The sequence below is a fragment of the Nocardia nova NBRC 15556 genome (assembly GCF_001613005.1).
GTDB classification, from domain to species: Bacteria; Actinomycetota; Actinomycetes; order Mycobacteriales; family Mycobacteriaceae; genus Nocardia; species Nocardia nova.
The window spans coordinates 54568-78774 of sequence record NZ_BDBN01000021.1 but is presented as its reverse complement, the minus strand read 5'-3'; the positions used below and the strand labels follow the sequence as shown (position 1 = coordinate 78774).

General features: G+C 67.4%; 25 protein-coding genes. 19 read left to right on the top strand and 6 right to left on the bottom strand.

Annotated features, from left to right (window positions below):
* The first annotated feature begins 79 nt into the window (after window positions 1–79).
* From NN2_RS37680 to NN2_RS09130, 10 genes are all read left to right on the top strand, one after another.
* Window positions 80–655 (top strand): methyltransferase family protein, encoded by a 576-nt coding sequence (locus tag NN2_RS37680; RefSeq protein ID WP_063012183.1) that lies wholly within the window; start codon window positions 80–82, stop codon window positions 653–655.
* 272 nt (window positions 656–927) lie between these two features.
* The gene (locus NN2_RS09170) at window positions 928–1773 is read left to right on the top strand and encodes an ABC transporter permease (RefSeq protein WP_030516086.1); all 846 of its coding nucleotides are present in this window, start codon (window positions 928–930) and stop codon (window positions 1771–1773) included.
* A gap of 1 nt (window position 1774) precedes the next feature.
* On the top strand, window positions 1775–2641 hold the full coding sequence (locus NN2_RS09165; RefSeq protein WP_063012181.1) for an MlaE family ABC transporter permease: 867 nt from the start codon (window positions 1775–1777) through the stop codon (window positions 2639–2641).
* A 5-nt stretch (window positions 2642–2646) separates the two neighbouring features.
* Window positions 2647–3672 carry an MlaD family protein gene (locus tag NN2_RS09160; protein WP_082856845.1) on the top strand — a complete coding sequence of 342 codons (1026 nt, stop codon included), beginning with the start codon at window positions 2647–2649 and terminating at the stop codon, window positions 3670–3672.
* A complete protein-coding gene (locus NN2_RS09155; protein ID WP_063012177.1) occupies window positions 3669–4667 on the top strand; it encodes an MlaD family protein in 999 nt (332 codons plus the stop codon). Before NN2_RS09160 ends, NN2_RS09155 begins: the two co-directional genes overlap by 4 nt.
* Window positions 4655–5701, top strand: coding sequence for an MCE family protein (locus NN2_RS09150; RefSeq protein ID WP_063012175.1), 1047 nt, complete (start codon window positions 4655–4657; stop codon window positions 5699–5701). The genes NN2_RS09155 and NN2_RS09150 overlap by 13 nt, the downstream gene beginning before the upstream one ends.
* Complete coding sequence (locus tag NN2_RS09145) at window positions 5701–6786, top strand: MlaD family protein (protein WP_063012307.1); 1086 nt, start codon at window positions 5701–5703, stop codon at window positions 6784–6786. The genes NN2_RS09150 and NN2_RS09145 overlap by 1 nt, the downstream gene beginning before the upstream one ends.
* Window positions 6783–7844 (top strand): MlaD family protein, encoded by a 1062-nt coding sequence (locus tag NN2_RS09140; RefSeq protein ID WP_063012173.1) that lies wholly within the window; start codon window positions 6783–6785, stop codon window positions 7842–7844. The genes NN2_RS09145 and NN2_RS09140 overlap by 4 nt, the downstream gene beginning before the upstream one ends.
* Window positions 7841–8797, top strand: a complete 957-nt coding sequence (locus NN2_RS09135; RefSeq protein ID WP_063012171.1) for an MlaD family protein — start codon at window positions 7841–7843, stop codon at window positions 8795–8797. Before NN2_RS09140 ends, NN2_RS09135 begins: the two co-directional genes overlap by 4 nt.
* 22 nt (window positions 8798–8819) lie before the next feature.
* A complete protein-coding gene (locus tag NN2_RS09130) occupies window positions 8820–9461 on the top strand; it encodes a hypothetical protein (RefSeq protein WP_063012169.1) in 642 nt (213 codons plus the stop codon).
* Between the two features lie 44 nt (window positions 9462–9505).
* On the opposite strand, the gene NN2_RS09125 is transcribed toward NN2_RS09130, so the two are convergent.
* Together NN2_RS09125 and NN2_RS09120 are read right to left on the bottom strand one after the other, a co-directional pair.
* The gene (locus NN2_RS09125) at window positions 9506–9985 is read right to left on the bottom strand and encodes a carboxymuconolactone decarboxylase family protein (protein WP_063012167.1); all 480 of its coding nucleotides are present in this window, start codon (window positions 9983–9985) and stop codon (window positions 9506–9508) included.
* The gene (locus NN2_RS09120; RefSeq protein WP_063012165.1) at window positions 9982–11076 is read right to left on the bottom strand and encodes an NAD(P)H-dependent amine dehydrogenase family protein; all 1095 of its coding nucleotides are present in this window, start codon (window positions 11074–11076) and stop codon (window positions 9982–9984) included. The genes NN2_RS09125 and NN2_RS09120 overlap by 4 nt, the downstream gene beginning before the upstream one ends.
* A 127-nt stretch (window positions 11077–11203) precedes the next feature.
* Between NN2_RS09120 and NN2_RS09115 the strand changes: the two genes are divergently transcribed.
* Entirely contained in the window at window positions 11204–11500 is a 297-nt protein-coding gene (locus NN2_RS09115; RefSeq protein ID WP_063012305.1) for a DUF6412 domain-containing protein, read from the top strand.
* Window positions 11501–11615: 115 nt separating this feature from the next.
* Window positions 11616–12452, top strand: a complete 837-nt coding sequence (yidC, locus tag NN2_RS09110) for a membrane protein insertase YidC (protein WP_063012163.1) — start codon at window positions 11616–11618, stop codon at window positions 12450–12452.
* Here the strand turns inward: yidC and ctaD are convergent.
* Window positions 12449–14194: an aa3-type cytochrome oxidase subunit I gene (gene ctaD, locus NN2_RS09105; RefSeq protein WP_082856844.1), complete on the bottom strand. Its 1746-nt coding sequence runs from the start codon at window positions 14192–14194 to the stop codon at window positions 12449–12451. The two genes, yidC and ctaD, sit on opposite strands and share 4 nt — an antisense overlap.
* 338 nt (window positions 14195–14532) lie before the next feature.
* Here ctaD and NN2_RS09100 point away from each other — a divergent pair, with 338 nt between their 5' ends.
* Both NN2_RS09100 and NN2_RS09095 read left to right on the top strand, forming a co-directional pair.
* Window positions 14533–17082: an ATP-dependent Clp protease ATP-binding subunit gene (locus NN2_RS09100; protein WP_063012161.1), complete on the top strand. Its 2550-nt coding sequence runs from the start codon at window positions 14533–14535 to the stop codon at window positions 17080–17082.
* Between the two features lie 19 nt (window positions 17083–17101).
* Window positions 17102–17512 (top strand): DUF1801 domain-containing protein, encoded by a 411-nt coding sequence (locus tag NN2_RS09095; protein ID WP_218022013.1) that lies wholly within the window; start codon window positions 17102–17104, stop codon window positions 17510–17512.
* A 101-nt stretch (window positions 17513–17613) separates the two neighbouring features.
* Here NN2_RS09095 and NN2_RS09090 read toward each other — a convergent pair whose 3' ends face one another.
* Window positions 17614–18330, bottom strand: a complete 717-nt coding sequence (locus NN2_RS09090) for a TetR/AcrR family transcriptional regulator (RefSeq protein ID WP_063012159.1) — start codon at window positions 18328–18330, stop codon at window positions 17614–17616.
* A gap of 114 nt (window positions 18331–18444) precedes the next feature.
* On the opposite strand from NN2_RS09090, the gene NN2_RS09085 reads away from it, so the two are divergent.
* Window positions 18445–19215, top strand: coding sequence for an SDR family NAD(P)-dependent oxidoreductase (locus tag NN2_RS09085; RefSeq protein ID WP_063012157.1), 771 nt, complete (start codon window positions 18445–18447; stop codon window positions 19213–19215).
* Window positions 19216–19318: 103 nt separating this feature from the next.
* The gene (locus NN2_RS09080) at window positions 19319–19801 is read left to right on the top strand and encodes a nuclear transport factor 2 family protein (RefSeq protein WP_030516069.1); all 483 of its coding nucleotides are present in this window, start codon (window positions 19319–19321) and stop codon (window positions 19799–19801) included.
* A 13-nt stretch (window positions 19802–19814) separates the two neighbouring features.
* Here NN2_RS09080 and NN2_RS09075 read toward each other — a convergent pair whose 3' ends face one another.
* Window positions 19815–20852, bottom strand: a complete 1038-nt coding sequence (locus NN2_RS09075) for an AraC family transcriptional regulator (protein ID WP_245658626.1) — start codon at window positions 20850–20852, stop codon at window positions 19815–19817.
* 39 nt (window positions 20853–20891) lie between these two features.
* Here NN2_RS09075 and NN2_RS09070 point away from each other — a divergent pair, with 39 nt between their 5' ends.
* A complete protein-coding gene (locus NN2_RS09070) occupies window positions 20892–22364 on the top strand; it encodes a flavin-containing monooxygenase (RefSeq protein WP_063012155.1) in 1473 nt (490 codons plus the stop codon).
* 22 nt (window positions 22365–22386) lie between these two features.
* Here NN2_RS09070 and NN2_RS09065 read toward each other — a convergent pair whose 3' ends face one another.
* Window positions 22387–22809 (bottom strand): PPOX class F420-dependent oxidoreductase, encoded by a 423-nt coding sequence (locus NN2_RS09065; RefSeq protein WP_063012297.1) that lies wholly within the window; start codon window positions 22807–22809, stop codon window positions 22387–22389.
* Between the two features lie 150 nt (window positions 22810–22959).
* Here NN2_RS09065 and NN2_RS09060 point away from each other — a divergent pair, with 150 nt between their 5' ends.
* Together NN2_RS09060 and NN2_RS09055 are read left to right on the top strand one after the other, a co-directional pair.
* Window positions 22960–23445 (top strand): methylated-DNA--[protein]-cysteine S-methyltransferase, encoded by a 486-nt coding sequence (locus NN2_RS09060; RefSeq protein WP_063012153.1) that lies wholly within the window; start codon window positions 22960–22962, stop codon window positions 23443–23445.
* Entirely contained in the window at window positions 23435–24187 is a 753-nt protein-coding gene (locus NN2_RS09055) for a 2OG-Fe(II) oxygenase (RefSeq protein WP_082856843.1), read from the top strand. The genes NN2_RS09060 and NN2_RS09055 overlap by 11 nt, the downstream gene beginning before the upstream one ends.
* Window positions 24188–24207 lie beyond the last annotated feature (20 nt).

The following is a 24207-nucleotide window of genomic DNA, read 5'->3' as shown; positions in this document are numbered from 1 at the left end:
GATGTGCCGGACGCGGTGGCGGTGGTTTATTCGGTACCGGCGGTCGCCCGGTCCGCCGCGAGCCCATGGGAGGGTCGTCGTGAATGCCGCGGTGGTGACGACGTGGATCTGGTTGCTCTTCGAGATCGGACTGGCGATTCGGGACCGATTGCGCCGCAAAGGATCCACCGCCCGCGACCGCAGGACCCGGACCACCATCATGATCGTCGTCGCCGTATCGATCGCAGTGGCGAACGTGGTCTCGATCGCCTTGCCGGCCGACAGCGATCTGCGCTTCACCACCCATCGCGAGGTTGTCTGGCAGGTTGCCGGAGTCGCGCTGATGGTCGTGGGGCTCGGTGTGCGAATCTGGGCGATCACGGTGCTGGGCGAGGCCTTTCGCACCACCGTCGAGGTCGATGCCGATCAGGCCGTCGTCGATCGCGGGCCGTATCACTGGGTGCGGCACCCTTCCTACACCGGAGTTCTGCTGCTCACCATCGGTTTCGGTGTCGCGGCGGGGAACTGGATCTCGCTGCTGCTGCTGATCGTCGTGCCCACCCTGGCATTTCTGCGTCGTATCGATGTGGAAGAACGGGCGATGGTCGACACCCTGGGCCGTTCCTACGAGGACTACCGCGCTCGCACGAGGCGGCTCGTCCCCGGTCTCTGGTGACCGCCTTGTGGCCGGTCACACGTGACGCAGGTCATAGCGATAGCCGTTCGTTGCTGATAACAGGTTCCAGAACTCGCGTTCACTTAATAAAACATGCACGTGAGCTGGATTTATCGCCGCACTTCGAACGCCCCTCGGAGCGGTCACCCTCACACCGTGATCAGCTTTACTGTAACTAGCTGTAACCGATAGCTTCGTGTTGGCAGTGTTGCCGATCACGGAGAGACGATTGTGAAATTCGAGCCACACCGCCCGGACGCGGCCCGCCGATCATGGCGCCGGTGACCCGGGCCTCCTCGGGCGCGTCCGCTGTTCGTATCGTTCGCAAGAATTTCTCGGACACCGTCGTGTCCGCACTGCGAACCTTCGGCAGGGCCGTGGATATCGCCCGGGAATCGGTGACCGGCACGGCCACCGACGTCGTGCGGCGCGAATTCCAGTGGCGCGAAGCGATTCTGCAGGCGTGGCGGCTGGTGACGGTGACCGCGATCCCCGCGATCCTGATCGCGATCCCGTTCGGCGTGATCGTCTCGGTGCAGGTCGGCAACCTCATCCACACCCTGGGCGCGGATTCGCTGCTCGGCGCGACCGGCGGGCTCGGGGTGATCAAACAGGGCGCGCCGCTGGCCACCGGCTTTCTGCTCGGCGGCGCGGGCGCGGCCGCGATCGCCGCCGATCTGGGCGCGCGCACCATCCGCGAGGAGATCGACGCGCTCAACACGATGGGCATCTCGCCGATTCACCGGCTGGTGATCCCGCGACTGGTGGCGATGATCCTCGTCGCGCCGCTGCTGAACATCCTGATCATCTTCGTCGGCATCGTCGCCGGCTATGCCGTGGCCGTCGGCGGTCAGAACGTCACCCCCGGAAGTTATTGGGCCACTTTCGGATCCTTCACCACCGTCGCCGATGTGTGGGTCTCGCTGCTCAAGGCCGTGCTGTTCGGATTTCTCGTCGTGATCATCGCCTGCCAGCGCGGACTGGAGGCCAAGGGCGGCCCGCGCGGCGTGGCCGATGCGGTGAACGCGGCCGTGGTGCTGTCGGTGGTGTCGATCGCGATCGTCAATCTCGGCGTGACCCAGGTGGTCGAGATGTTCCTGCCGACGAGGCTGGTCTGACGTGGCGATCTCGACCTATATGCCCAAGGGGCTCAGCCACTTCGTGCGCTTCTATCGCCGCCGCGGCTTGCTGCTGGCTCGCGTGGAGGGACTGGGCTTCGTCCTGGCCTTCATCTGGCAGGTGCTGTCGTCGATCCCCTTGACGCTCAGGCGGTATCGCGACGAGACGCTGCGCATCATCTCCGATATGACCTGGGGACGCGGGTCGGTGATCGTCGGCGGCGGCACGGTGCCGATGATGATCGTGCTCGGCCTGGTGATGGGCGCCTCGGTGGCCGTCGAATCCTTCACCATGCTGAACATCCTGGGCATGGGCCCGGTCTCGGGCATCGTCTCGGCCTACGCCACCACCCGCGAGCTGGCTCCGATCGTGGCCGCCATCGGATTCGCCGCCCAGGCCGGCTGTCGCATGACCGCCGAGATCGGCTCGATGCGCATCTCGGAGGAGATCGACGCGATCGAGGCCCTGGGCCTGCGGTCGGTCCCGTTCGTGGTAACCACCCGGGTGATCGCCGGCGCCGTCTCGATCGTGCCGACCTTCCTGATCGGGCTGATCCTGTCGTATCTGGCCTGTCGCGGACTCGTCACACTGGTCCACGGCCAGTCGGCCGGTGTCTACGACCACTACTTCTTCCAGTTCGTTTCCGGATTCGACGTGATCGCCGCGGTGATCAAGGTGGCGATCTTCGCGACCGTCGTGATCCTGATCCACAGCTACTACGGCTTCTTCGCCACCGGCGGGCCCGAGGGCGTCGGCATCGCGTCCGGTCGCGCGGTACGTGCGTCGTCGGTGGCGATCGTGGCCATCGACATGGTGCTGACGCTGATGCTGTGGGGTTTCAACGCGTCGATCGACTTCACGGGGTAGTACAGGTGCCGAATTACGGAATGCCCGGAGTGGCGGTGGACAAGCGGCGCTCGCTGCTGGTCGGCGGCGTGGCGATCGCGCTCGTGGCCGCCGTCGCGATCGCCTCGCTGGCCTATCGCGGCCTGCGCGCCGACGACAGCCTGCGCATCGCGCTGCACACCGAGCAGATCGGCGACGGGGTGCTGACCGGCACACCGGTGCGAGTGGACGGTGTGCAGGTCGGTGAGGTCGCGGCGATCGTGCCCGCCGACGGCGGCACGCAGCGAATCACGCTGCGACTGGACCGATCTCAGCTGCACGGTATCGACGACAGCCTGCGGGTGGACTACGCGCCGGCGAACCTGTTCGGCATCAGCGAGATCGAGTTGCGGCCGGGCTCCGGCGGCGCCCCGCTGCGCGGCGGCTCCACCATCGACCTCACCGGGCAGCACGCCGACGCGGTCTACGACGCGACCATGGGCGGACTGCTGCGTGGGCTGTCGCAGACCGGCAACGCACTCCTGACCCCGCAGATGGCCACGGTGATCGCCCAGGTCTCCAACGACGTGCGCGGATTCACGCCGCTGGCCCAGGCGTTGATCTCGGTGGCACAGACCATCACCGACAACCAGAAGATGCCCAGTTCTGAACTGGTCGGCCGGCTCGGCCCGGCCTTCGACGGCGGCGGCCGCTTCGCGGGCGCGACCATCCAGGTCCTCGACCTGATCCGCAATATCCCACGGCTGCAGAACAATCGGGCCTCCTACGACGCCGGAACGTCGGCGCTGACCGGTTCGGTCCTGCCCGCGCTGGCCGGTCTGGGCACTCGTGCCGGATCCGAATTGTCCGGCAGCACGGACGCGGTGGCTCCGGTCCTCGCGGTGCTGGCGCGGATGGTCCCCCGGCCACAGCAGTCCGGCGCCGATCTGGCCGAACTCGTGCGCCGCCTGCGCGCCGGCCTGCGCGACACCCCGGACGGCCCGGTGCTCGACACGGAAATCGATGTGCGCGGCGTGCCGGTGCCGGCACCGCTGCTGGGAGGGATCCGATGAAGGTGGGCGCCGCCGCCTGGCGGCTGGGCTTGTCCGCCGTGGTGATGATCGTCGTGCTGTCGGTCGTGTTCACCGCGATCAAGCGGCCCGTCGGCGGCGAGACCGCTGCGCGTCAGGCGCTGTTCACCGATGCCAACGGGCTGAAGGTGGGCGACGACGTGCGCCAGTTCGGCGTGCAGGTCGGCAAGGTCGAGCACATCTCCCTCGACGGGACACTGGCACGAGTCCGGTTGTCGCTGAAGACCGATGCGCCGATCTTCGACAATTCGAAGCTCGCCATCCGCTATCAGAATCTCACCGGTCAGCGCTATATCGACCTGCAGCAGCAGCCGAAGCCGGGGACGCGGCTGCCGGCCGGACGCACGATCGGCATCGACCACACCGTGCCGTCGTTCGATGTCACTAGCATGTTCAACGGCCTGAAACCGGTGCTGGCCACCATTTCCCCGGAAGCGATCAACCAGTTCAGCGCCAGTATGGTCGCGCTGATCGAGGGCGACGGCAGCAATGTCGAACCGGTGCTGGCCGCGATCGGCCGGCTCGCCTCCTATGTGGACGACCGCCAGCAGGTGATCGGCGCCCTGATCCACAACATGTCGGATCTGTCGCAGCGCGTCGGCGGGCGGGTGCATTATCTGGTGCCGCTGCTGGCCCGGCTCACCGATATCTTCCAGGCCCTGCAGACCAACATCGGGGGGCTGGCGCAGTTCGCGATGGCCGCGCCGTCGGTGCTGGGACCGTTGGACAGCCTGTTCGACGCCCTCGGCCTGCAGTCCGGCAACGACGTCGACGCACTGATCCGGCGGCTGTTCCCCGACCCGAAGGAGGCCGTGGACGTCTTCGGCAAGTTGCCGGCCCTGCTCGGCGGGCTGGACGCGGCGACGCCGAAGCCGGTGGCGGGCTGGAAACCGCAGTGCTCCAAGGGAAATGCCGAACTGCCGCAGGTGGTGCGGGTGCTCGTCGCGGACCAGCAGGTGGCGATATGCAACGGCTGAAACTGTTCCGGGCGAATCTCTTCCGGTCGCGGGATAGGCGCGTGGCGGATGCGGCGACCATCCGCCGGCGCGAAATCCGGCTCGGTATCGTCGGCGTCGCGCTCGTGGTGGTCTGCGCGGCCGCCGCGGGCATCCTCTACGTGGTGCCGTTCGGCAAGAAGACCTACACCGCCGAACTGTCCGAAGCGCAGTCGGTGAAGGTCGGCGACGATATTCGCGTCGCCGGTATCCCGGTCGGCACGGTGAAATCGCTCGAGCTGCATCCGGATCGGGTGCGGATGCGGTTCACCGTCGATTCGGACGTCTTCGTCGGCGATCAGTCCACGCTGGACATCCGGATGCTGACCATCGTCGGCGGCAACTATGTCGCACTGTTTCCCGTGGGCGGTAAACCATTGGGAGACAAGCCGATTCCGATGGATCGGGTGCGGCTGCCCTACAGCCTCGTGCAGACCTTCCAGGATGCGGCGCAACCGCTGCGGCAGATCGACGGCGACACGCTGCGCCGCAATCTGGCCGCCCTGGACACCTCCATCGAGGCCGCGCCGGATGCGCTGCGCACCACCCTGAACACGCTCGGCACCTACGTCGACGCGCTCAACCGGCAGCGCACCCAGGTCACCGACGCGATCGCGGTCGCCGACGAATACGTCACGATGTACGACGGGGCCGAACACGACCTGGGCCGCTTGATGGTCAATGTCAACCAGATGGAGACGTTGCTGGTCGACAAACGCGCCGAACTGCGCGAGGGCGTGCGGCTGCTGCGCGCGGTGATCGAGCGGGTCGCGGCACTGGCGCCCACCTACGATTCGGCGCTGAAACCGAAACTGCGGCAGTTGAGTGACGCGCTGCCGCAGCTGGAAAAGCTCGGCGGCGAACTCGAGCCGGTGATCGGGACGGTGCGAAGCCTGCAGCAGAAGTTCGCGCAACTCAGCGGTGCGGACGACGCGGTCACGGTCGACCAGTCGGGGCAGACGGTCGGCGCACCGGCCGCCCACCTGTGTATTCCGGTGCCGGGGAAGGACTGCTGATGCTGCACAAGCTGCTCGGTTCGCGGGCCTTCATGTCGATCGCCGGGACGGTGGCCGTCGTCGCGGTCGCGGCGGTCGGCTATCTCGTCGCCTTCCAGCCGATGCGGGCGACCACGGCCTACTGCGCGATCATGCCCGACAGTGTCGGGCTCTATCCCGGCAACCAGGTCACGATGCGCGGCATCACCGTAGGTACCGTGAAATCCGTTGCCACACAGGGCAATGCGGTCAAGGTGGAATTCGACGTCCGATCCGATCATCCGATCCTCGCCGACGCCGGTGCGACGACGCTGTCGGACAGCATCGTCGCCTCCCGCGAACTCGCGGTGGTGTCCGGTGGCAAGGAGACCGCACGCTGGGATCCCGCCCGCTGCCTCACCAAAACCCTGACGCCCAAGAGCATCAGCGACACCCTGAACGCGCTGGCCGCGTTGTCGTCGCAGATCCAGGGCCCGGACGCCGCGCACCCCGATGCCCTGGCGCGGGGACTCACCTCGTTGAACGACGCCACCGCGGGCACCGGACCGCAGATCAACGCGCTGGTGCAGAAACTCGGTACCGCGCTGTCCGCGCCCGATGCCGATATCGCCCATCTGGCAGGCATTTTCGACGCGTTCGCCTCGGTGTCCAAGGATGTGGAGGCGCACTGGGGTGAATTGAAGACCATGCTCACCCGCCTGGGGCCGGTCCTGGACCAGGCCACCGAGGATCTGCTGCGGCCCGGCGCGGCGCTGTTCGACGGCCTCGGGCAGGTGCTGCCGATGCTCGACGACATCACCACCCTGTTCGGCGATCCGATCATGCGCGCCCTCGACGACACCGTTCCGCTGGTGAAATTCCTGCGCGCGAATGTGGGCTCACTGGCCCAGATGATCTCGCTGACACCGGTTCTCGCCCGGATCGTGCACACGATCGGCGACTCCGGCATCGGCTACGCCCCGCCGAAGGTGGCGATTCCGCAGGAACACGCCGATCAGGTGTGCGCGGCGATCGACGCGCTCGCCCCCGGGCGCTGCACCGCCGCCGACGGCCTGGCGAAGGTGGACATGGCGGCCCTGATATTCGGAATGGCAGGTGCGCGATGAGGTTTCGGCGATTCACCGCCGGCTCGGCGATCGTCCTGGCGGCAGCAGTGTCGGCCGCCGGATGCGCGTTCGACCCGTCGTCGGTGCCGGTACCGGGAACCACCGTGTCCGGCCCGACCTACCACGTGCGCATCGAGTTCTCGAATGTGCTGAACCTGCCGGCGCGCGCCAAGATCATGGCCAACGGCGCGCAGGTCGGCACGGTCTCCGGGGTCACCGTCGTGAATCCGGCGGCCTCGGGCGGACGCGGCGGTTACGTAGTGGTCGACGCCGACATCTCGACAGCGGCGCGACTACCCGCGACCACCGTCGCCGAACTGCGGCAGAACACGGTGCTCGGCGATATCCACGTCGCGCTGACCACCCCGCCGAACGGTTTCGGCACCCTGCTGCACGACGGGTCCACGATTCCGATGGCGCAGTCGAAACCGCCTGTGCAACTGGAAGATACGATGGCGTTGATCGCCGCCTTCACCCAGGGCGGTGCGGTGACTCAACTGCAGGACGTCATCGAGCAGTTCAATCGCACCCTGCCGCAGGATCCGGCGCAGACCGCCCGCATCTCGCACACCATGGCCACCGACGCCACGGATCTGTCGAACAACCTGGACAGCGTCGACGCGCTGCTCAACGGTCTGGGCACCAACGCTCAGGTGCTGCACGATATTCAGCCGGAACTCGACGACATCCTCAGCCGGACCTCCGTCGACCGAATGAACGGCATCACCGATTCCATCGTCGGCGTGACGAAGATCTTCGGTGGGCTGGGGCCGGTGGGTGCGTCGCTGACCTGGCTCGGGCCGGTGCTGCGCGGCGCCGACGGTGCCGCCCAAGCCTTCGCGCCGCTGCTGCTCTCGGCCGGACCGGTGGACCTGAGCCGTCCCTCGAACTTGCAGGCGGTCGTGGAATTGCTGCGCGACAAGGTGATTCCGTTCGTCGAACGTGGGCCGAAGGTGAATATCGTCGGCGTGCGCTCGGACGCGTCCGCGGAGGTGCCGCCCGATCAGCAGACCGACCGCATCCTGGCGACGCTGCGGATGATCGGAGTGGTGCGATGAGGTGGGGTGCGCTGACCTCGCTGGGCGGTATCGTCGCGATCACCGTCCTGGGAGCGAGCTATCTGACCTTCGGCGTCGTACGAGCCGACCCGTTCGCCGACTACAACCGAACCACCATGGTGCTGACCGATTCCGGTGGTCTGGGTGTCGGATCGCCGGTGCTGCTCACCGGACTCGAGGTCGGCCGCGTCACCGCCGTGCGGCATACCGCCGCGGGTGTCGAGGTGGGGATGCGGCTGGCCGCGGACAAACGGGTGCCGGCCGACAGCACCGTGACCATCGAACATCTGTCGGCCCTCGGCGAACCGTACGTCGAATTCCGGCCCACCTCGGGTAACGGGCCCTACCTGCACGACGGCCAGCGCCTGGAAACGTCGAATGTGCGCATGCCGCTGTCGATTCCGGACGTCGCGCGGCTGGTCACCAAGACCATGAACCAGCTCGATCCCGAGGTGGTCGGCTCGCTGGTCGCCACCGCGAGCTCCGCGCTGAACGGCACCGACGCCGCGATTCCGAATCTGACCCGTTCCGGAGATCTGCTGGCCGCCGCGATCATGAGCCGCAGCCCGCGGATCGCGGATCTGCTCAACAGCTTTCAGGCCGCCGCCGCCGATATCGAGTGGGCCGGTCCGGCCACGAGTACGGCGGCACCGGCGTTCGTGCAGTTCACCCACGCCCTGAACGATCTGGTCGCGGCGGTGGGCCGGATGGTGGACGCCCGTCCCGCCGAAAGCTACACCGAGGGCAACGGCCTGGCGCCGTTCTTGGCGAAGCTGACCGACCGGCTGGCGCAACTCGGTCCGGAACTGAAATCCCTGGGCCCGGCGCTCGCGCCGCTGGCGGCGGCGACCACCGATTCCGCGCCGCGCATCGACATCTCCGATCTGATCACGCAGGCCCTCGACGATGTGGGCACCGACGGAACCGTGCGGGTGCGCATCAATGTCAAGTAGTACCACCGAGAAGGAGGACGCCATGTCGAACGACATCGGTACCGAACCGAAGCGGGCAGTCGACGCGGAGGCCGAGTCCTCCGCGGCCGCGCCTGCCGAGACAACCGCAGCCGAGACCACCGCGCAGACCACGAAAACGCCTCGCACACTGTCGATCCGGCTGTCGACCGTCGCCACCGTGGCGGCCGGCGTGGCGTTGATCGCGCCGGCCGCGGTCTTCGGATCGCTGTGGCTGTCGGCGCGCGGCGATCTGCGCGACCGCGACGACCGGGCGGCCGCGCAGCAGCATGCCGAGCAGGTCGCCACCGATTACGCGGTCGGCGCCTCGAATATCGACTACCGGAACGTCGGCGCGTGGATCGGCAAGCTGAAGGCCGGCACCTCGCCGCAGTTGGCCGGGAAATTCGACGCTACCGCACCGAAACTGCAGGAGATCCTGGTCCCGCTGAAGTGGACGTCGTCGGCGACGCCGATCGCGGCCAAGGTGATGAGCAACGAGAACGGCGTCTACAAGGTCGACGTCTTCCTCGACGTGAACTCCACCAGCGCACAGACGCCGCAGGGCGCGCAGACCACCGTCACCTACACGGTCGACGTCGATCCCGGCAGCGGCTGGAAGGTGACCGACGTCGGCGGAATGGCCGGGGCCCTGCCCAAACAGTGACGGCCTCGCCCGAGCAGTAGCACCCCCGGGCAGCGCCCGGACCCTCAGTGGCCCGGCAGCACGCACACGGTGTCGAGTCCGAGGACGCGGTTGAGCCGGCCGAACGCCAGCCACGAACCGATGCACATGCTCAGCTCGACGATCTCGGCCTGGCTGTAGTGCGCACGCATCCGGGCCCAGAACTCGTCGTCCAGATTGTGGTGGTCGAGGACGTAGCGTTCGGCGTATTCGGCGGCCAGCCGGGTTCGGTCGTCGAAGGAATCGGTTGTGCGCCAATCGGTGACGGCCTGCTCGAAGCCGATCTCCACCTTCTGCCCGTCGCGCTCGGTGCGCCAGTCCTGACAGAACAGGCAGCCGTTGATCTGTGCGATCCGCAGCCGCGCCGCCTCGAACTCTCGCAGTCCGAGGGTGCTGTGGGAGTAGACCGCCAGCGACAGTTTCGAGGCGGCGGGCCCGATCCCCGGCACCATCTCACCCCAGACGTAGCCGATCGGATCCGTCCCCTCGGGGATGTCGATGTTCATTGCGGTGTCCTTTCGGATGGGTCGCTCGCGAATCTGCCGACCGCGGGGCGCAAGGGGACGTCGAGGGCGTCGTAGAGGCCGGGCTCGGCCGCGGCCAGCCAGTCGATGGCGTTGACCAATCTGCCGACGGCAGTGGCATTTCCGCCGGCCGCGCGGTTACCGCCCTCGGTCTCGGCCTCGACGGTCACCTCGATGCGCGGATCGCCCTCCACGATGATGCGATGCGCGCCCGCGCCGTCGGGCGGGCGCGGCCAGTCGGGTGCGCAGTCGGGGTGGATGCGGGTGACGTGTTCGATCACGATGCGCGGCCGGCCGCCGACCATGCCCTGCACCTCGAACCGCACCGCACCCTGGGTGCCCGCGTCGAAGTCACCCATCGCCGCGGTGGTCACCGTGGTGCCGAGGGCACGCCGGTCCAGCGTCTCGCGGATGCCGTCGAGTTCGGCGCCCAGGGCGCGTGCGATCAGGCGAATCTGACCGCCCCACACCATCGTCGGGACGCCGGGCGCGGTCATCGGCGGCTCGTAGTCCATCGGCTGTCCCATCCCGACCAGGTAGCGCACCGAATCCGGCTGGTCGTAGGTGGAATAGTCGAAGATCTCCTGGCAGCGGATCGTGTCGACCCGGTGACCGAGCCCGCTCACCAGCAGCGGCAGCACATCGTTGCCCCACCCGGGATCGATACCCGAGACGAACAGCGAACCACCGCCCGCCGCGATCGCCGCCAGCACCGGCTCGCGCACCTCGGCGGGAGCGTTGCGGGGATCGTAGAGCGCGTAGAGGGCGGGGGTGACGACCACGGCGCCCGCGCGGATCGCGGCCACGATATCGCGCAGGGCGTCGTCGGGCCGGATATCGCCGGACACCGCGTACACGACCGCGCGAGGATGGCGTGCCAGCAGGGCGTCGACATCGGCCGAGGCCGCGACACCGAGGTCGTGGTCGAGTCCGGCCAGCCGGCCCGCATCGCGCCCCACCTTGGCCGGATCGTGCACCAGCACCCCGGTCAATTCCAGTTCGGGGTGCGCGTGCACGGCGCGGATCGCGGCACGGCCGACATTGCCCGTACCCCAGACGATCGTCGAGATCATCGCTCCGACACTAGCAAGTGCTTGGTTCGCTGTGGGCGTTTTGCCGGGTCTGCCGTCGGTCCCTGTGCCCGGACACCAGGCCGTCGGCTCAGCTCGGTGCGCCGTGCCGTTCGGTACCCTGATCGTCATGGTGATGCGGATCCGTTCGACGGCGCTGATGCTGTGCGCCCTCGTACTGTCCGTGGTCGCCGCCACGATCATGCCTGCGGGCGAACCGAATTCACTGCTGGCGGTTGCCGCCGCGGCGGTTCTCGCGTTGGCGGTGGTCGCCGCCTACTCCAGCCGGGTGCGACTGCAGCCGATCGGTGTCAGCAGTGGACCACCCGTGTCGGCGCAGCAGCGGCGGCGGGGATCTTTTCTGCGACAGAGCAATCCGGATACGGCGGGCCGGGTGCGGCCCAGGGCACCGGGTCGCTGGAGCTGATCGCGCGTCACCCACGCCGGTGCTCCCAGCCGGCCGCAGTGAACGCGCAGCTGTCCAGCCGCCCCTGTTCACTCGCCCGTACCTTCACGGGTGCCTCGAAGTGAGGTGATATCCCATGCTCGATTTCGTGTACTACCCGGTCGCCGCCGTTCTCTGGCTCTGGCACACCGGATTCGCCGTCCTGTTCGGCGCCGCGAGCGGCCTGTCCTGGGCCCTGGCGATCGTCATGCTGGTGGTGACCCTGCGCGCCGCCCTGTATCGGCCGTTCCTCGCTCAGGTCCGGTTCTCCCGCACGATGGCCGTTCTGCAACCGAAGATGCGGCAGCTGCGCGCCGAATGCGGCGACGACCGCGAGCGATTGGCCGTCGAGACCCGGAAATTGCAGCAGCAGCACAACTTCAACGTGCTCAGCGGCTGCCTGCCGGTGCTCGTGCAACTGCTGATGTTCCTGGGACTGCTGCATGTGCTGCATTCCTTCGACCGCACCGGCGGCGGCTCGTATGTGCCGTTCCTCGGAAACACCACGGCGATGTCCGCGGCGCAGAACGCCGATACCGCGAATTACGTGTTCGCACCGGAGCAGGTGCGGTCGTTCCTGCACGCCGATCTGTTCGGCGCACCGCTGTCGGCGACGCTGACCTCCACCGACAGCGTGGCGTCGGTGGCCGTCGTGGCGATCCCGCTGGTACTCATCGCGGCCGTCGCGACCCACTGCACCGCGCGGGCGTCGATCGCTCGCCAGCTCGAGATCACCCCGCAGATGCGGCTGATCAACGCGATGACGTTGTGGCTGTTTCCGCTGGGCACACTGGTCGCGGGCCTGGTGATGCCGGTCGGCATCCTGGTCTACTTCGCGACCAGCAATACCTGGACCTTCGTGCAGCAGCACGTGGTCCATCGCAGGCTCGGCCCGCTGGAACCGCTGCCGCCACCGGCGGTCCCGACGATCTAGGCCCGTTCCTGTTCGGCGGGGGCGGTCTCGTAAACCTCCGCATGCGGGGCGCCCCAGCCGATATGCGATTCGGCGCGCAGGCGGTCGATCATGTGCGGATAGTGCAACTCGAATGCCGGCCGCTCCGACCGGATCCGGGGCAGCTCGTAGAAGTTGTGCCGGGGCGGCGGGCAGGTCGTCGCCCACTCCAGCGAATTGCCGTACCCCCACGGGTCGTCCACCGTGACCACCTCGCCGTAGCGGTAGCTGCGGAACACGTTCCAGACGAAGGTGATCATCGAGAAACCGAGGATGAACGAACCGATGGTGGACACGGTGTTGAGCGTGGTGAATCCGTCGGAGGGCAGATAGTCGGCATAGCGACGCGGCATTCCTTCCGCACCCAGCCAGTGCTGCACCAGGAAGGTGGTGTGGAAGCCCAGCAAGGTGGTCCAGAAATGCAGTCTGCCCAGGCGTTCATCGAGTAGTCGGCCGGTCATCTTCGGGAACCAGAAGTAGATGCCGGCGAACGTCGCGAACACGATCGTCCCGAACAGCACGTAATGGAAATGCGCCACAACGAAATACGTGTCGGTCACGTGGAAGTCCAGAGGCGGGCTGGCGAGGATGACGCCCGACAGGCCGCCGAACAGGAAGGTGACGAGGAATCCGAGCGCCCACAGCATCGGCGTTTCGAAGGTGAGCTGGCCCTTCCACATCGTGCCGATCCAGTTGAAGAATTTCACCCCGGTCGGGACGGCGATCATGAAGGTCATGAAGGAGAAGAACGGCAGCAGCACCGCCCCCGTGGCGAACATGTGGTGTGCCCACACCGCCACCGACAGCGCCCCGATACTCATCGTCGCGTAGACCAGGGCGGTGTAGCCGAAGATCGGTTTGCGGCTGAACACCGGAAAGATCTCGGTGACGATGCCGAAGAACGGCAAGGCGATGATGTACACCTCGGGATGGCCGAAGTACCAGAACAGGTGCTGGTAGAGCAGGTTGCCGCCGGTGGCGGGATCGTAGATGTGGCCACCGAGACGGCGGTCGTATTCCAGGGCCATGAGCGCCGCGGTGAGGATCGGGAAGACCATCAGGACGAGCACGCTGGTCACCACGATGTTCCAGGTGAAGATCGGCATCCGGAACAGGGTCATACCCGGCGCGCGCAGGACGATCACGGTGGTGAGCATGTTGACACCGCCGAGGATGGTGCCCAGGCCGGAGACGGCCAGACCCAGAATCCACATATCGCAGCCCACACCTGGGGAGTGCACGATATCCGACAGCGGGGTGTAGGCGGTCCAGCCGAAGTCGGCGGCGCCGCCCGGTGTGACGAATCCTGCGGTGGCGAGTGTGGCGCCGAAGAGATAGAGCCAATAACTGAGCGCGTTCAGTCGGGGGAAGGCCACATCGGGCGCGCCGATCTGCAACGGCAGGATGCAGTTGGCGAAGCCGAACACGATGGGCGTGGCATAGAACAGCAGCATCAGGGTGCCGTGCATGGTGAACAGCTGATTGAACTGCTCCGGCGACAGGAACTGCAGACCCGGGCGAGCGAGCTCGGCCCGCATCAGCAGCGCCATCAGCCCGCCGACGAGGAAGAACGCCATCGAGCTGACGATGTACATCATGCCGAGCAGCTTCGGATCGGTCGTCGTGACGATCGTCCAGAGCTGCGAACCCTTCGGGGCGATCCGCCGGGGATAAGGCCTTGCGGCTTCGATCTCGGCGGCGCCGCGAGATGGTGCTGTAGTCACAGTTCCTCCTCGAGCCCAACCATCTTCGAGTGTGGCACCGCGGCAAGATCAACGTGTCGAATCCCGCCGGGTATCGGTGCGCGATCGGTCGTGATCTTCGCCGGACGCGCCCATGCTCCCATCGATACCCACTTCCCGGCAGATGGATCGCCGGAAACTTCCACGCGGATCGCTGGGAAGTAACGGATGCTTCGGTGACCTCCACGGAAACGACGGCCGGGAGTACGGTTGGACCCGACCGTTTCGGAGTGGTTCTGAGGTGAGTGCGGCGGTGCGGACCGTAGCTGTCCGTTCGCTCGCCGCTGCGACGACGAGATTCCGAGATACGAGGTGTGGACATGACCGCTGCCTGGCCCAGTTCGTTCAACTCCTTCGACGATCTGTTCAATCGCTTCTTCGGCCCCGGGATGGCCGCGCAGCCACCGGTACAGCGCATCGATCTGGGCCGGCTGCTCAGCGACAGCGCCAAGGAGCTGATCGCGATCGCCCGCTCGGCCGCGCAGGACTGGGGTAATCCGGAGGTCACCGCCGAACATCTGCTCTACGCCGCCACCCAGGTCGAACCGTCGCGCGGGATCATCGCCCAGCTGGGCCGGGATCCGGACCAGGTCGCCGCGCAGATGCGCGGTGCCGCCGGCAGCGGAGAGGCCACCGCGACCGCGGGCGGCCAAGTCGTCCTGGGCCCCGGCGCCAAACTGGCCCTGCGCACCGCGCAGCGCAACGCCGCCGAAGCGGGATCGAGCTACATCGGCCCGGAGCATATCTTGCTGGGCATTGCCGACAATCTGGAAAGTCCTGCCGCGCAGTCTCTTTCGGGTGCAAAACTGCCCGTCGCCGAGGGGCAGAAGAAGCCCACCGACACACCGACGCTCGACGAATACGGCCGGGATCTGACCGCCGAGGCCCGCGCGGGCAAGGTCGACCCGGTCGTCGGCCGCGCCGAGGAGATCGAGCAGACCGTGGAAATCCTTTCCCGGCGGCGCAAGAACAATCCGGTACTCATCGGCGACCCCGGTGTCGGGAAGACCGCGATCGTCGAGGGCCTGGCGCAGCGCATCGTCAACGGCGATGTGCCCAGCACCCTGGCCGACCGGCGGGTGGTGGCCCTCGATGTGGGCTCGCTGGTGGCGGGCAGCAAATATCGCGGCGAATTCGAGGAGCGGCTGACCAAGATTCTCGACGAGGTCCGCGAGCACTCCGACGAACTGGTGCTGTTCATCGACGAGTTGCACACCATCGTGGGCGCCGGCACCGGCGGCGAGGGTTCGATGGACGCGGGCAACCTGCTCAAACCGGCGCTGGCCCGCGGCGAACTCCATGCCATCGGCGCCACCACCGTCGACGAATACCGGCGCTACATCGAAAAGGACGCCGCCCTGGAGCGCCGCTTCCAGCCGGTGCTGGTCCCGGAACCGTCGGTAGCGGACACCATCGAAATCCTGCGCGGACTCGCCGACGTCTACGAGGAGCACCATCAGGTGCACTACGACGACGAGGCGCTGGTCGCCGCGGCGGAGCTGTCCGACCGCTACATCACCGACCGGTTCATGCCCGACAAGGCGATCGACCTGGTCGACCAGGCCGGCGCCCGGGTCCGGTTGCGCACCCGCATGCCGGGCCCGGATCTGCGTGCGGCACAGGAGGAATTGTCGCGCCTCGAGCGCGAGAAGGATGCCGCCGTCGCGGCCGAGGACTACGCCCGGGCGGACGAACTCAAGAGCGAGATCGCCGCCGCCGAGGAACGGGTCGGCCACATCACCGCCGACGAGGCGCCGACGGTCACTCTCGACGACATCGCCGAGGTGGTGTCCAAGCAGACCGGAATTCCGGTGTCGGAGTTGACGGTCGAGGAACGACAGCGCCTGCTGCAGCTGGAGGATGTGCTGCACAAGCGGGTGATCGGGCAGGACGAGGCGATCGTGGCCGTCGCCGAGGCGGTGCGCCGCGCCCGCGCCGGGATGAAGGATCCGAACCGTCCGATCGGCTCGTTCCTGTTCCTCGGCCCGACCGGTGTGGGCAAGACGGAATTGGCGAAAGCGCTGGCGGAGGCGGTGTTCGGCGACGAGGACCGGCTGATCCGATTCGATATGAGCGAATTCCAGGAGAAGCACACGGTGTCCAGGCTGGTCGGCGCACCGCCCGGATATGTGGGCTACGAGGATGCCGCACAGCTCACCGACAAGGTTCGCCGCCAGCCGTATTCGGTGATCCTGTTCGACGAGGTGGAGAAGGCTCATCCGGACGTCTTCAATGTGCTGCTGCAGTTGCTCGACGACGGGCGCGTCACCGACGCCAAGGGGCGCACGGTCGATTTCAAGAACACCATCGTGATCATGACCAGCAATATCGGTTCGGATCTGATTCTGAAGGCCACTTCGGCGGAGCTCGACGCCATCACCCCGCGGTTGATGGAGCGGCTGCAACAGCATTTCCGGCCGGAATTCCTCAACCGCATCGACGAGACCATCGTGTTCCACCGGCTCGACCAGGAACAGTTGCGCCGCATCGTCGATCTGGTTCTCGACGGCCCCCGGCGCCGCCTGCGCGCCCAGGACATCGAACTCGACGTCACCGACGCGGCGCGGGATTGGTTGTCGGAGAATGGTTATCAGCCCGAATTCGGCGCTCGCCCGCTACGCCGGACGGTGCAGAAGCAGCTGGAGAATCAGGTGTCCCGGCTGGTGCTCGGTGGCGAGCTGAACCCGGGCGACACCGTGCGCGTCGATGCCGACGAGTCCGGGCTGCTCGTCGCCGCGGTGGCCGGATCCGGGGCCGAACGCTCGCTCGACGCTTCCGCGAACGGCCAGAAGCCGAAGGGTAAGAAGGCGAACGGTAAGTCCGATGCCAAGTCCGAGAAGAAGTCCGGAGCGAAGTCCGGTAAGAGCTGACCTCCGCCAGGAGTCCGGCATGGTGAGCTACGTGGCCGATCCGCGCGTCGACGCCTACATCGACGCGCTACCGGCGTGGCAGCGTGATATCTGCCGCCAGGTGCGCGAACTCGTCCACGCCGCCGACCGGGATGTCGCCGAGACCGTAAAGCGCAGAGTGCGACCGTATTTCGTCCTCGACGGCAACATCTGCGCGCTTCTGGCGACGAAGACGCACGTCGACATATTCCTCTACGACGGGGCGATGGTGCCCGATCCCGAGGGCATCATCACGGGCGGTCACGACAACACGACGGCGCGCACCGTGGCGATTCGCGAGGGGGAGACGATCAACGCCCCCGCGCTCTCGGCGATGCTGCGGCAGATCATCGCGAACAATCGCGCGGGCGGTTGGCGCAAGCTGAAACATGATGCCGCACAGGTCGATTGACGGATCTCTCCGGCGGAGTTCATGGACCTGTCGTGCGGCGGATCGGCGCAGGCCGGCACGTCGCCGTGGGCGGATCGCGCGGTCCGGCGCCGTGGCCGTTTTCAGCCCGTTGTCGTGTCCGCAGGGGCTTGTGCGTAGACGCCGGCGGTCAGTTCGCGCATACATCTGACCACCAGGGGAGCCGGTCCGCCCGCTCGCGTACCGGTTCGCGCTGCGGCCGAGGATGTTTCGGCAACACTACCCGGCTGTGCCACCGGGCCGTCGTCGTCGGCCCATTGCTCGAGTCCGATGCGGATCGCGCCGGCGGCCGCGGCGGCCAGGGTGCGCAGGCGCAGCGGATCGGTGTCCGGGGACAGTTTCGTCAGCAACTCCAGCAGGGCGTGCTCACCGGTGAGGTTGACCCGGAACCAGACCGCGCGCAGGGCCGAATCGTCGGCCATCGCGCGCAACAGGCCGCGGGTGATGTCGAGTTCGTCGCGGTCCACCACGTTCAGGGCACGGATCGCGGCGGTCTCCAGTTCCGCGATCGTAGGCAATCGGTCCGGTCCGTCGCCCAGGATGTCCAGCCAGCGAGACGCACCCGCCGACAGCATCGGTTCCACGGCATCCTCTTTGGTACGGCAATAGCGATAGAAGGTACGCAGGCCGACGCCGGAAGCGGCGGCGATCTGCTCGGCGGTGACCGCCGCGGTGCCGCGCTCGGCGAACAAGCGGGCGGCGGTGTGGGCGATCTCCATCCGGGTCGCCGACTTGCGCCGCGCGGCCAGGTTCGGGCGCGGCGATGCGGGGGCGGACGGGCCGGTTCTCGACTCGGGCATGAGTCACCTCCTGTCCGCACAGTCTAAGCGCGAATTGTCACTCTGGCACAACGTGTCACTCAGGCGTACTGTGTCAAACAAAACGAGAAAATCGCAGTTGAGGAGAGTTTCGCAATGGAGCGTTTCGCAGACCGCCGGGTTCTGATCACCGGCGGCGGATCCGGGATCGGCCGCGCCACCGTGCATCGCATCCTGTCCGAGGGCGGCACCGTGGTGGCCGCCGACGTCAACGAGGCGGGGCTGGCCGAAACCGCGAAGCAGGCCGCCGAGAAGGGCAGCGCCGATCGGCTGACCACCGTCACGATCGACATCTCCGACGAGTCCTCGGTGCAGGCCGGGGTCGCCAGGGTCGTGGAGACCCTGGGCGGGCTGGACGCGCTGGTCAACGCGGCCGGCATTCTCCGCTCGGCGCACACCCACGAGATGCCGCTGGCGGACTGGAACCGCATCATCACCACCAACCTCACCGGCACCTTCCTGATGATCCGGGAATCGCTGCCTGCGCTGCTGGACAGCGGCCGCGGCGTCATCGTGAACTTCGCCTCCACGTCCACCTACTTCGCGCACCCGTATATGGCCGCCTATGCCGCGTCGAAGGGCGGCATCATGTCGATGACCCATGCGCTGGCCTCGGAGTACTCCAAGCAGAACCTGCGCGCGGTGGCCGTGGCGCCCGGCTCGATCTCGAGCGATATGACCGACGGCCGCGGCCCGGGCCTGCCCGAGGACGCCGACTTCTCGCTGTTCACCAAGCTCATGCCGATGCTCGGCCAGGGTTTCGCCTCGCCCGACACGGTCGCCGGCGTGGTGGCCATGCTCGCTTCCGACGACGGCGCCTTCATCACCGGCACCGAGGTGCGCATCGACGGCGGCACCCACGCCTGATGTGGCGAATCGGTCCGGGCCGTCCCGGTCATCGGGAAAGCCCGGACCGAAACAGAAACGTGTTCTATTGTGCTGGCGGGGCCGAAACCAGGAGGTGACCGCGATGGATCTGGTTGCGTTGGAAGAGATTCGTGCGTTGAAATACCGCTATCTGCGGACGCTGGATCTGCGGGAGTGGGACGAGTTCGCCGATACCCTCGCCGCGGACGCGGTGGCCGATTACGGCTCGCCGTCGGGCGGTAAGCCGCTGCAGTTCGAGGGCCGCGACGCCATCGTCGGCTATCTCAGCGGCGCGATGACCGGCACCATGATCACCTCGCATGTGTGCAGTCATCCCGAGATCGCGGTGGACGGCGATTCCGCCTCCGGCAGTTGGTGTCTCGAGGATACGGTCATCGTTCCCGAGCACGGGATCATGATTCGTGGCGCCGCGTACTACCGCGACACCTATCGCCGTGAATCCGACGGCCGCTGGCGCATCACGAAGACCGGCTATCAGCGCAACTACGAGGCGATGATGCCGCTGTCCTCGATCCAGGGATTCACCATCACCGCCAGCCGCTGGGACCCCAGCGTCACGCACTGATCCGGTCGGCCGCTCAGGCCCGGGCGGTGCGCCGGATCGCGGTGGGAGTGCTGTCCCACCAGCGGCGCGCGCAGCGGGTCAGGGTGGCCTGTTCCGCGAGGCCGAGCAGTGAGGCGATCTGGCTCATCGGCAGATCCGTTGTGGTCAGATAGCGTCGGGCCTCACTGCGGCGCACATCGTCGACGATGGCGGCGAAAGTCGTGTGCTCGGCCGCCAGGCGCCGCTGCAGGGTGCGCGGATGGATCGTCAAAAGCCTTGCCACCGAATCGATCTGCGGTGCGGTCGTGCCCAGCAGCTGTTGTACGGCGGCCCGCACCCCCGGCACCGCGGAGGCGCCGGTGTCACCGGCTTGTTCGGCCAGGAATGCCACCGCCAGCCGGCGCAGATTCGCATCGCCGCCCGCGATCGCCCGGCTCGTGAGGTTGCTCGGCAGCCGCAGCATGGCCGCCGGTCGCTCGAAGCGCACCGGGACGCCGAAGAAATTCTCGTAGGCCGCGCGCGGACCCGGCGGGCGGTACGGCAGCTCCACCGAGCGCAGGCCGTACGGGCCGTCCACCAGCCGGATCAGCGTGCGATGCAGAAATCCCAGGCCGAGATCGGTGCCCTGGACGGGTTGGGGGAACCCCGGTTCGACGCCGTAGCGCAGGGCCGTCACACCGCGGTCGCCGTAGGGATCCGGTTCGATGGTCAGGCTCAGCGAGCGCGCGTGCACGAACAGGTAGCGCGAGGTGCACTCCAGCGCATCGGCCAGGGTCGGCGAGCTGCGGATGGCCAGCGCGAGTGGTCCCAGCATGCCGAGGTCCTGCCGGGCGGCGATCCGGAGGCCCAGATCGGGACACCGCAGCCGGTCGGCGGCGATCTCCAGCACCAGCGCCATCGCCTCGTCCGACACCAGCAGATCGTCCGCGTCCAGGGCGGCGATCGGGTAACCGGCCGCGGCCGCGTATTCCTCCGCATTTCCCCCGAGTTCGGCCACGGTCGCGCGAAAACCGCGCAAACCGGCCGAGCGGATCACCGACATGTCGTCCAGAATCAAATACTTGTCGCGCAAAGTCAAGAATGCCGCGGGCGGAACCAGGAGACTGGAACCATGACCGCAGCTGGTGAATATGTCGACGTCGTCATCGTGGGCGCTGGTCTGTCCGGAATCGGCGCCGGTTACCGCGTGCAGACCGAATTGCCCGGAAAGTCCTATGCGATTCTCGAGGCGCGCGAGTCGCTGGGCGGCACCTGGGACCTGTTCCGGTACCCCGGCATCCGCTCGGATTCGGATATGTTCACCCTCGGCTACCCGTTCGAGCCCTGGCGCGATGCCAAATCGATCGCCGACGGTCCCTCGATCCTGCGCTACATCACCGAGACGGCGCGCCGCTACGGGATCGACAAGCATATTCGCTACGGCACCAAAGTCGTTGCGGCACAATGGTCCAGCGCCGAGTCGCGATGGACGCTGACCCTGCGGCAGGGCGATGCGGAGCGCACGCTGAGCTGCCGCTTCCTCTACTCGTGCGCCGGCTACTACGACTACGACGAGGGCCACGCGCCCGAATTCCCGGGCGTGGAGACCTTTTCCGGCACCATGGTGCATCCGCAGTTCTGGCCGGAGGATCTCGACTACGCCGGCAAGAAGGTCGTGGTCGTCGGCAGCGGCGCCACCGCCGTGACGCTGGTTCCGGCGATGGCCGAGCAGGCCGAACTGGTGACCATGCTGCAGCGTTCACCGACCTGGATCTCCGCGGTGCCCGGTCGGGACAAGCAGGCCGACAAGATTCGGGAACTGCTGCCGGCGGGCTTGGCGCATCGTGTGATCCGCACGAAGAACATCCTGTTCAACGTCGGTTTCTATCAGTACTGCCGACGTCGTCCGCAGGCGGCGCGCAAGCTGCTCACCGGGCTGACCACTCGCATTCTCAAGGACGAGAAGCTGGTCGCCGAACACTTCACCCCGGAGTACAACCCGTGGGATCAGCGGCTGTGCGCGGTGCCGGACGCCGACTTCTTCAAGGCGATGCGCAAGGGTAAGGCCGAGGTGGTCACCGATCACATCGACACCTTCGTGCCCGAGGGCATCCGGCTGACATCGGGCCGGGTGCTCCCCGCCGACATCGTCATCTCGGCGACCGGCCTGAAGTTGCTGGCCTTCGGCGGTATCACGCTGGAGGTCGACGGCGAGCCGGTGAACCTGTCCGACCGGTTCGTCTGGCAGGGAACGATGCTCACCGGCGTCCCCAACTTCGCGGTCTGCATCGGCTACACGAATGCGTCCTGGACGCTGCGCGCCGACCTGACCTCACGGCTGGTCTGCAAGGTGATCGCCCATATGGACCGGCGTGGATACGACGCGGTGGTACCGCAACCGCAGGGCGAGCTCACCGAACATCCGCTGCTCGACCTCGCCTCCGGCTATATCCAGCGGTCCATCGGCGACTTCCCGCGGCAGGGCGATCGGCATCCGTGGAAGGTGCGGCAGAACTACCTGCTGGATTCGGCCACGACCATGCGCACGAATCTGGACAAGACGCTGCAGCCGGTCCGGCGCACGGCGGCGCTGTCGAACGCCTGAGTGCAGCGCCGGACCGGTCCGGTCAGCTCGCCCAGGGGCCGACGCCACCGATCTTGTCGATCCGTACGCGGGTCAGCAGTCCCGGCGGTGCGTCGGCAGGAGGGAAGTTCAGACCCGGTGCGGCGAGCACGGCGGCCAGTTCCTGCAGCAGTTCGGGCGCCCCGCCCTCGACGATGCGCGCGGTGCCGGTGACCGACAGATACGGCCGCATGAACTCGCTGGGCTGATCCGAGACGATGGTCAGCGCCACTCGCGGATCGCGGCGCACGTTGCGCACCTTCAGATATTCGCCGAGATGTGCGCTGACCAGCTCGTCGCCCTCGGGAGTGGACTGCAACGCCACCCAGACGACGGAAATCTGCGGGCTGCCGTCGGCGTTCAGGGTGACCAGGGTCGCGTTGGCGCCGGCGCCGACGAATTCGCGCGCGGAATCGGGGAGTCGCATATCCGGTCCGACGCCTGCGCGAATCATTTCATTCCCGCAATGCGCGCACCCGCCGCGCGGTTCGGACGCGATGTCTGATTTCCGCCGGTATTCGATCCGGGGCTCCGGCAGATTGGGGAGCGTACGGATCGAATACCGAAAGGATCAGCAATGACGGTCTACACGACGACGGCGAGTCCGCTCGGTGAGCTCATGCTCGTCGGCGAGGTGCGCCCGGGTGGTGTCGCCCTCACCGCCCTGTCCATCGCGGACGGGAAAGGTGCTGTAGCGCAACCTGATTGGGCCGAGGATCGCGCACCGTTCGAATCGGTCGCCGATCAGCTCGACAGCTACTTCGCCGGGCGGCGCACCCGCTTCGAACTCGACTACGCGGTCGAGGGCAGCGAATTCCGGCGTCGGGTGTGGCAGGCGCTCGACGACATCCCGTACGGCCGCACGGTGACCTACGGTGACATCGCCGCCCGGGTCGGTGCGCCGCGGGCTGCGGTGCGGGCGGTCGGGGCCGCGATCGGTGCCAACCCGGTTCTGATCGTGCGACCGTGCCACCGGGTGATCGGCGCGAACGGCCGCCTGACCGGCTATGCGGGCGGACTCGAGCGCAAGCGGCAACTGCTGGAGCTCGAACATGCCGCGTGAAAACGGTCCGGCAGCGACCGGACCGGGGCTCACCGCGACGTTGTTCGGCGCTCGGGTGGATGCGCAGGACTGGACGCGGATGGCGGAGGACCTCGACGAGCACGGGTACGCGCTCAGCGGCAGCCTGCTGAGCGCGGACGAATGCCGCTCGCTCGCGGCCCTGTACGGCGAGGACCACCGCTTCCGCTCCACCATCGAGATGTCGCGCCACCGTTTCGGGTCCGGCGAATATCGCTACTTCACCCACGATCTGCCTCCGGTGGTCTCCGAGTTGCGCGCCGCGCTGTATCCGAAACTGCTGCCCATCGCGCGGATGTGGGCGCAACGACTGGGCCGCCCCGGTTCGTGGCCGGACGAGTTGGACGACTGGATCGCCCAGTGCCACCGGGCCGGGCAGAACCGCTCGGCGCAGATTCTGCTGCGCTACGGCTCGGGCGATTGGAACGCGCTGCATCGAGACCTCTTCGGCGACATGATCTTTCCACTGCAGGTGGTGGTCGGACTGGATGCCGCCGGCTCGGACTACACCGGCGGCGAATTCCTGATGGTCGAACAGCGCCCGCGCGCCCAATCCCGCGGCGCGGCAGTCACTCTGCCGCAGGGGCACGGGCTGGTCTTCACCACCCGCGAGCGCCCGGTACGGTCCGCCCGCGGCTGGTCGGCCGCGCCCATGCGCCACGGCGTGAGCGTGGTGCGCAGCGGGCACCGCCATACCCTCGGCCTCGTTTTCCACGATGCGTGAGGGCGGCGTCGACAGGGGTG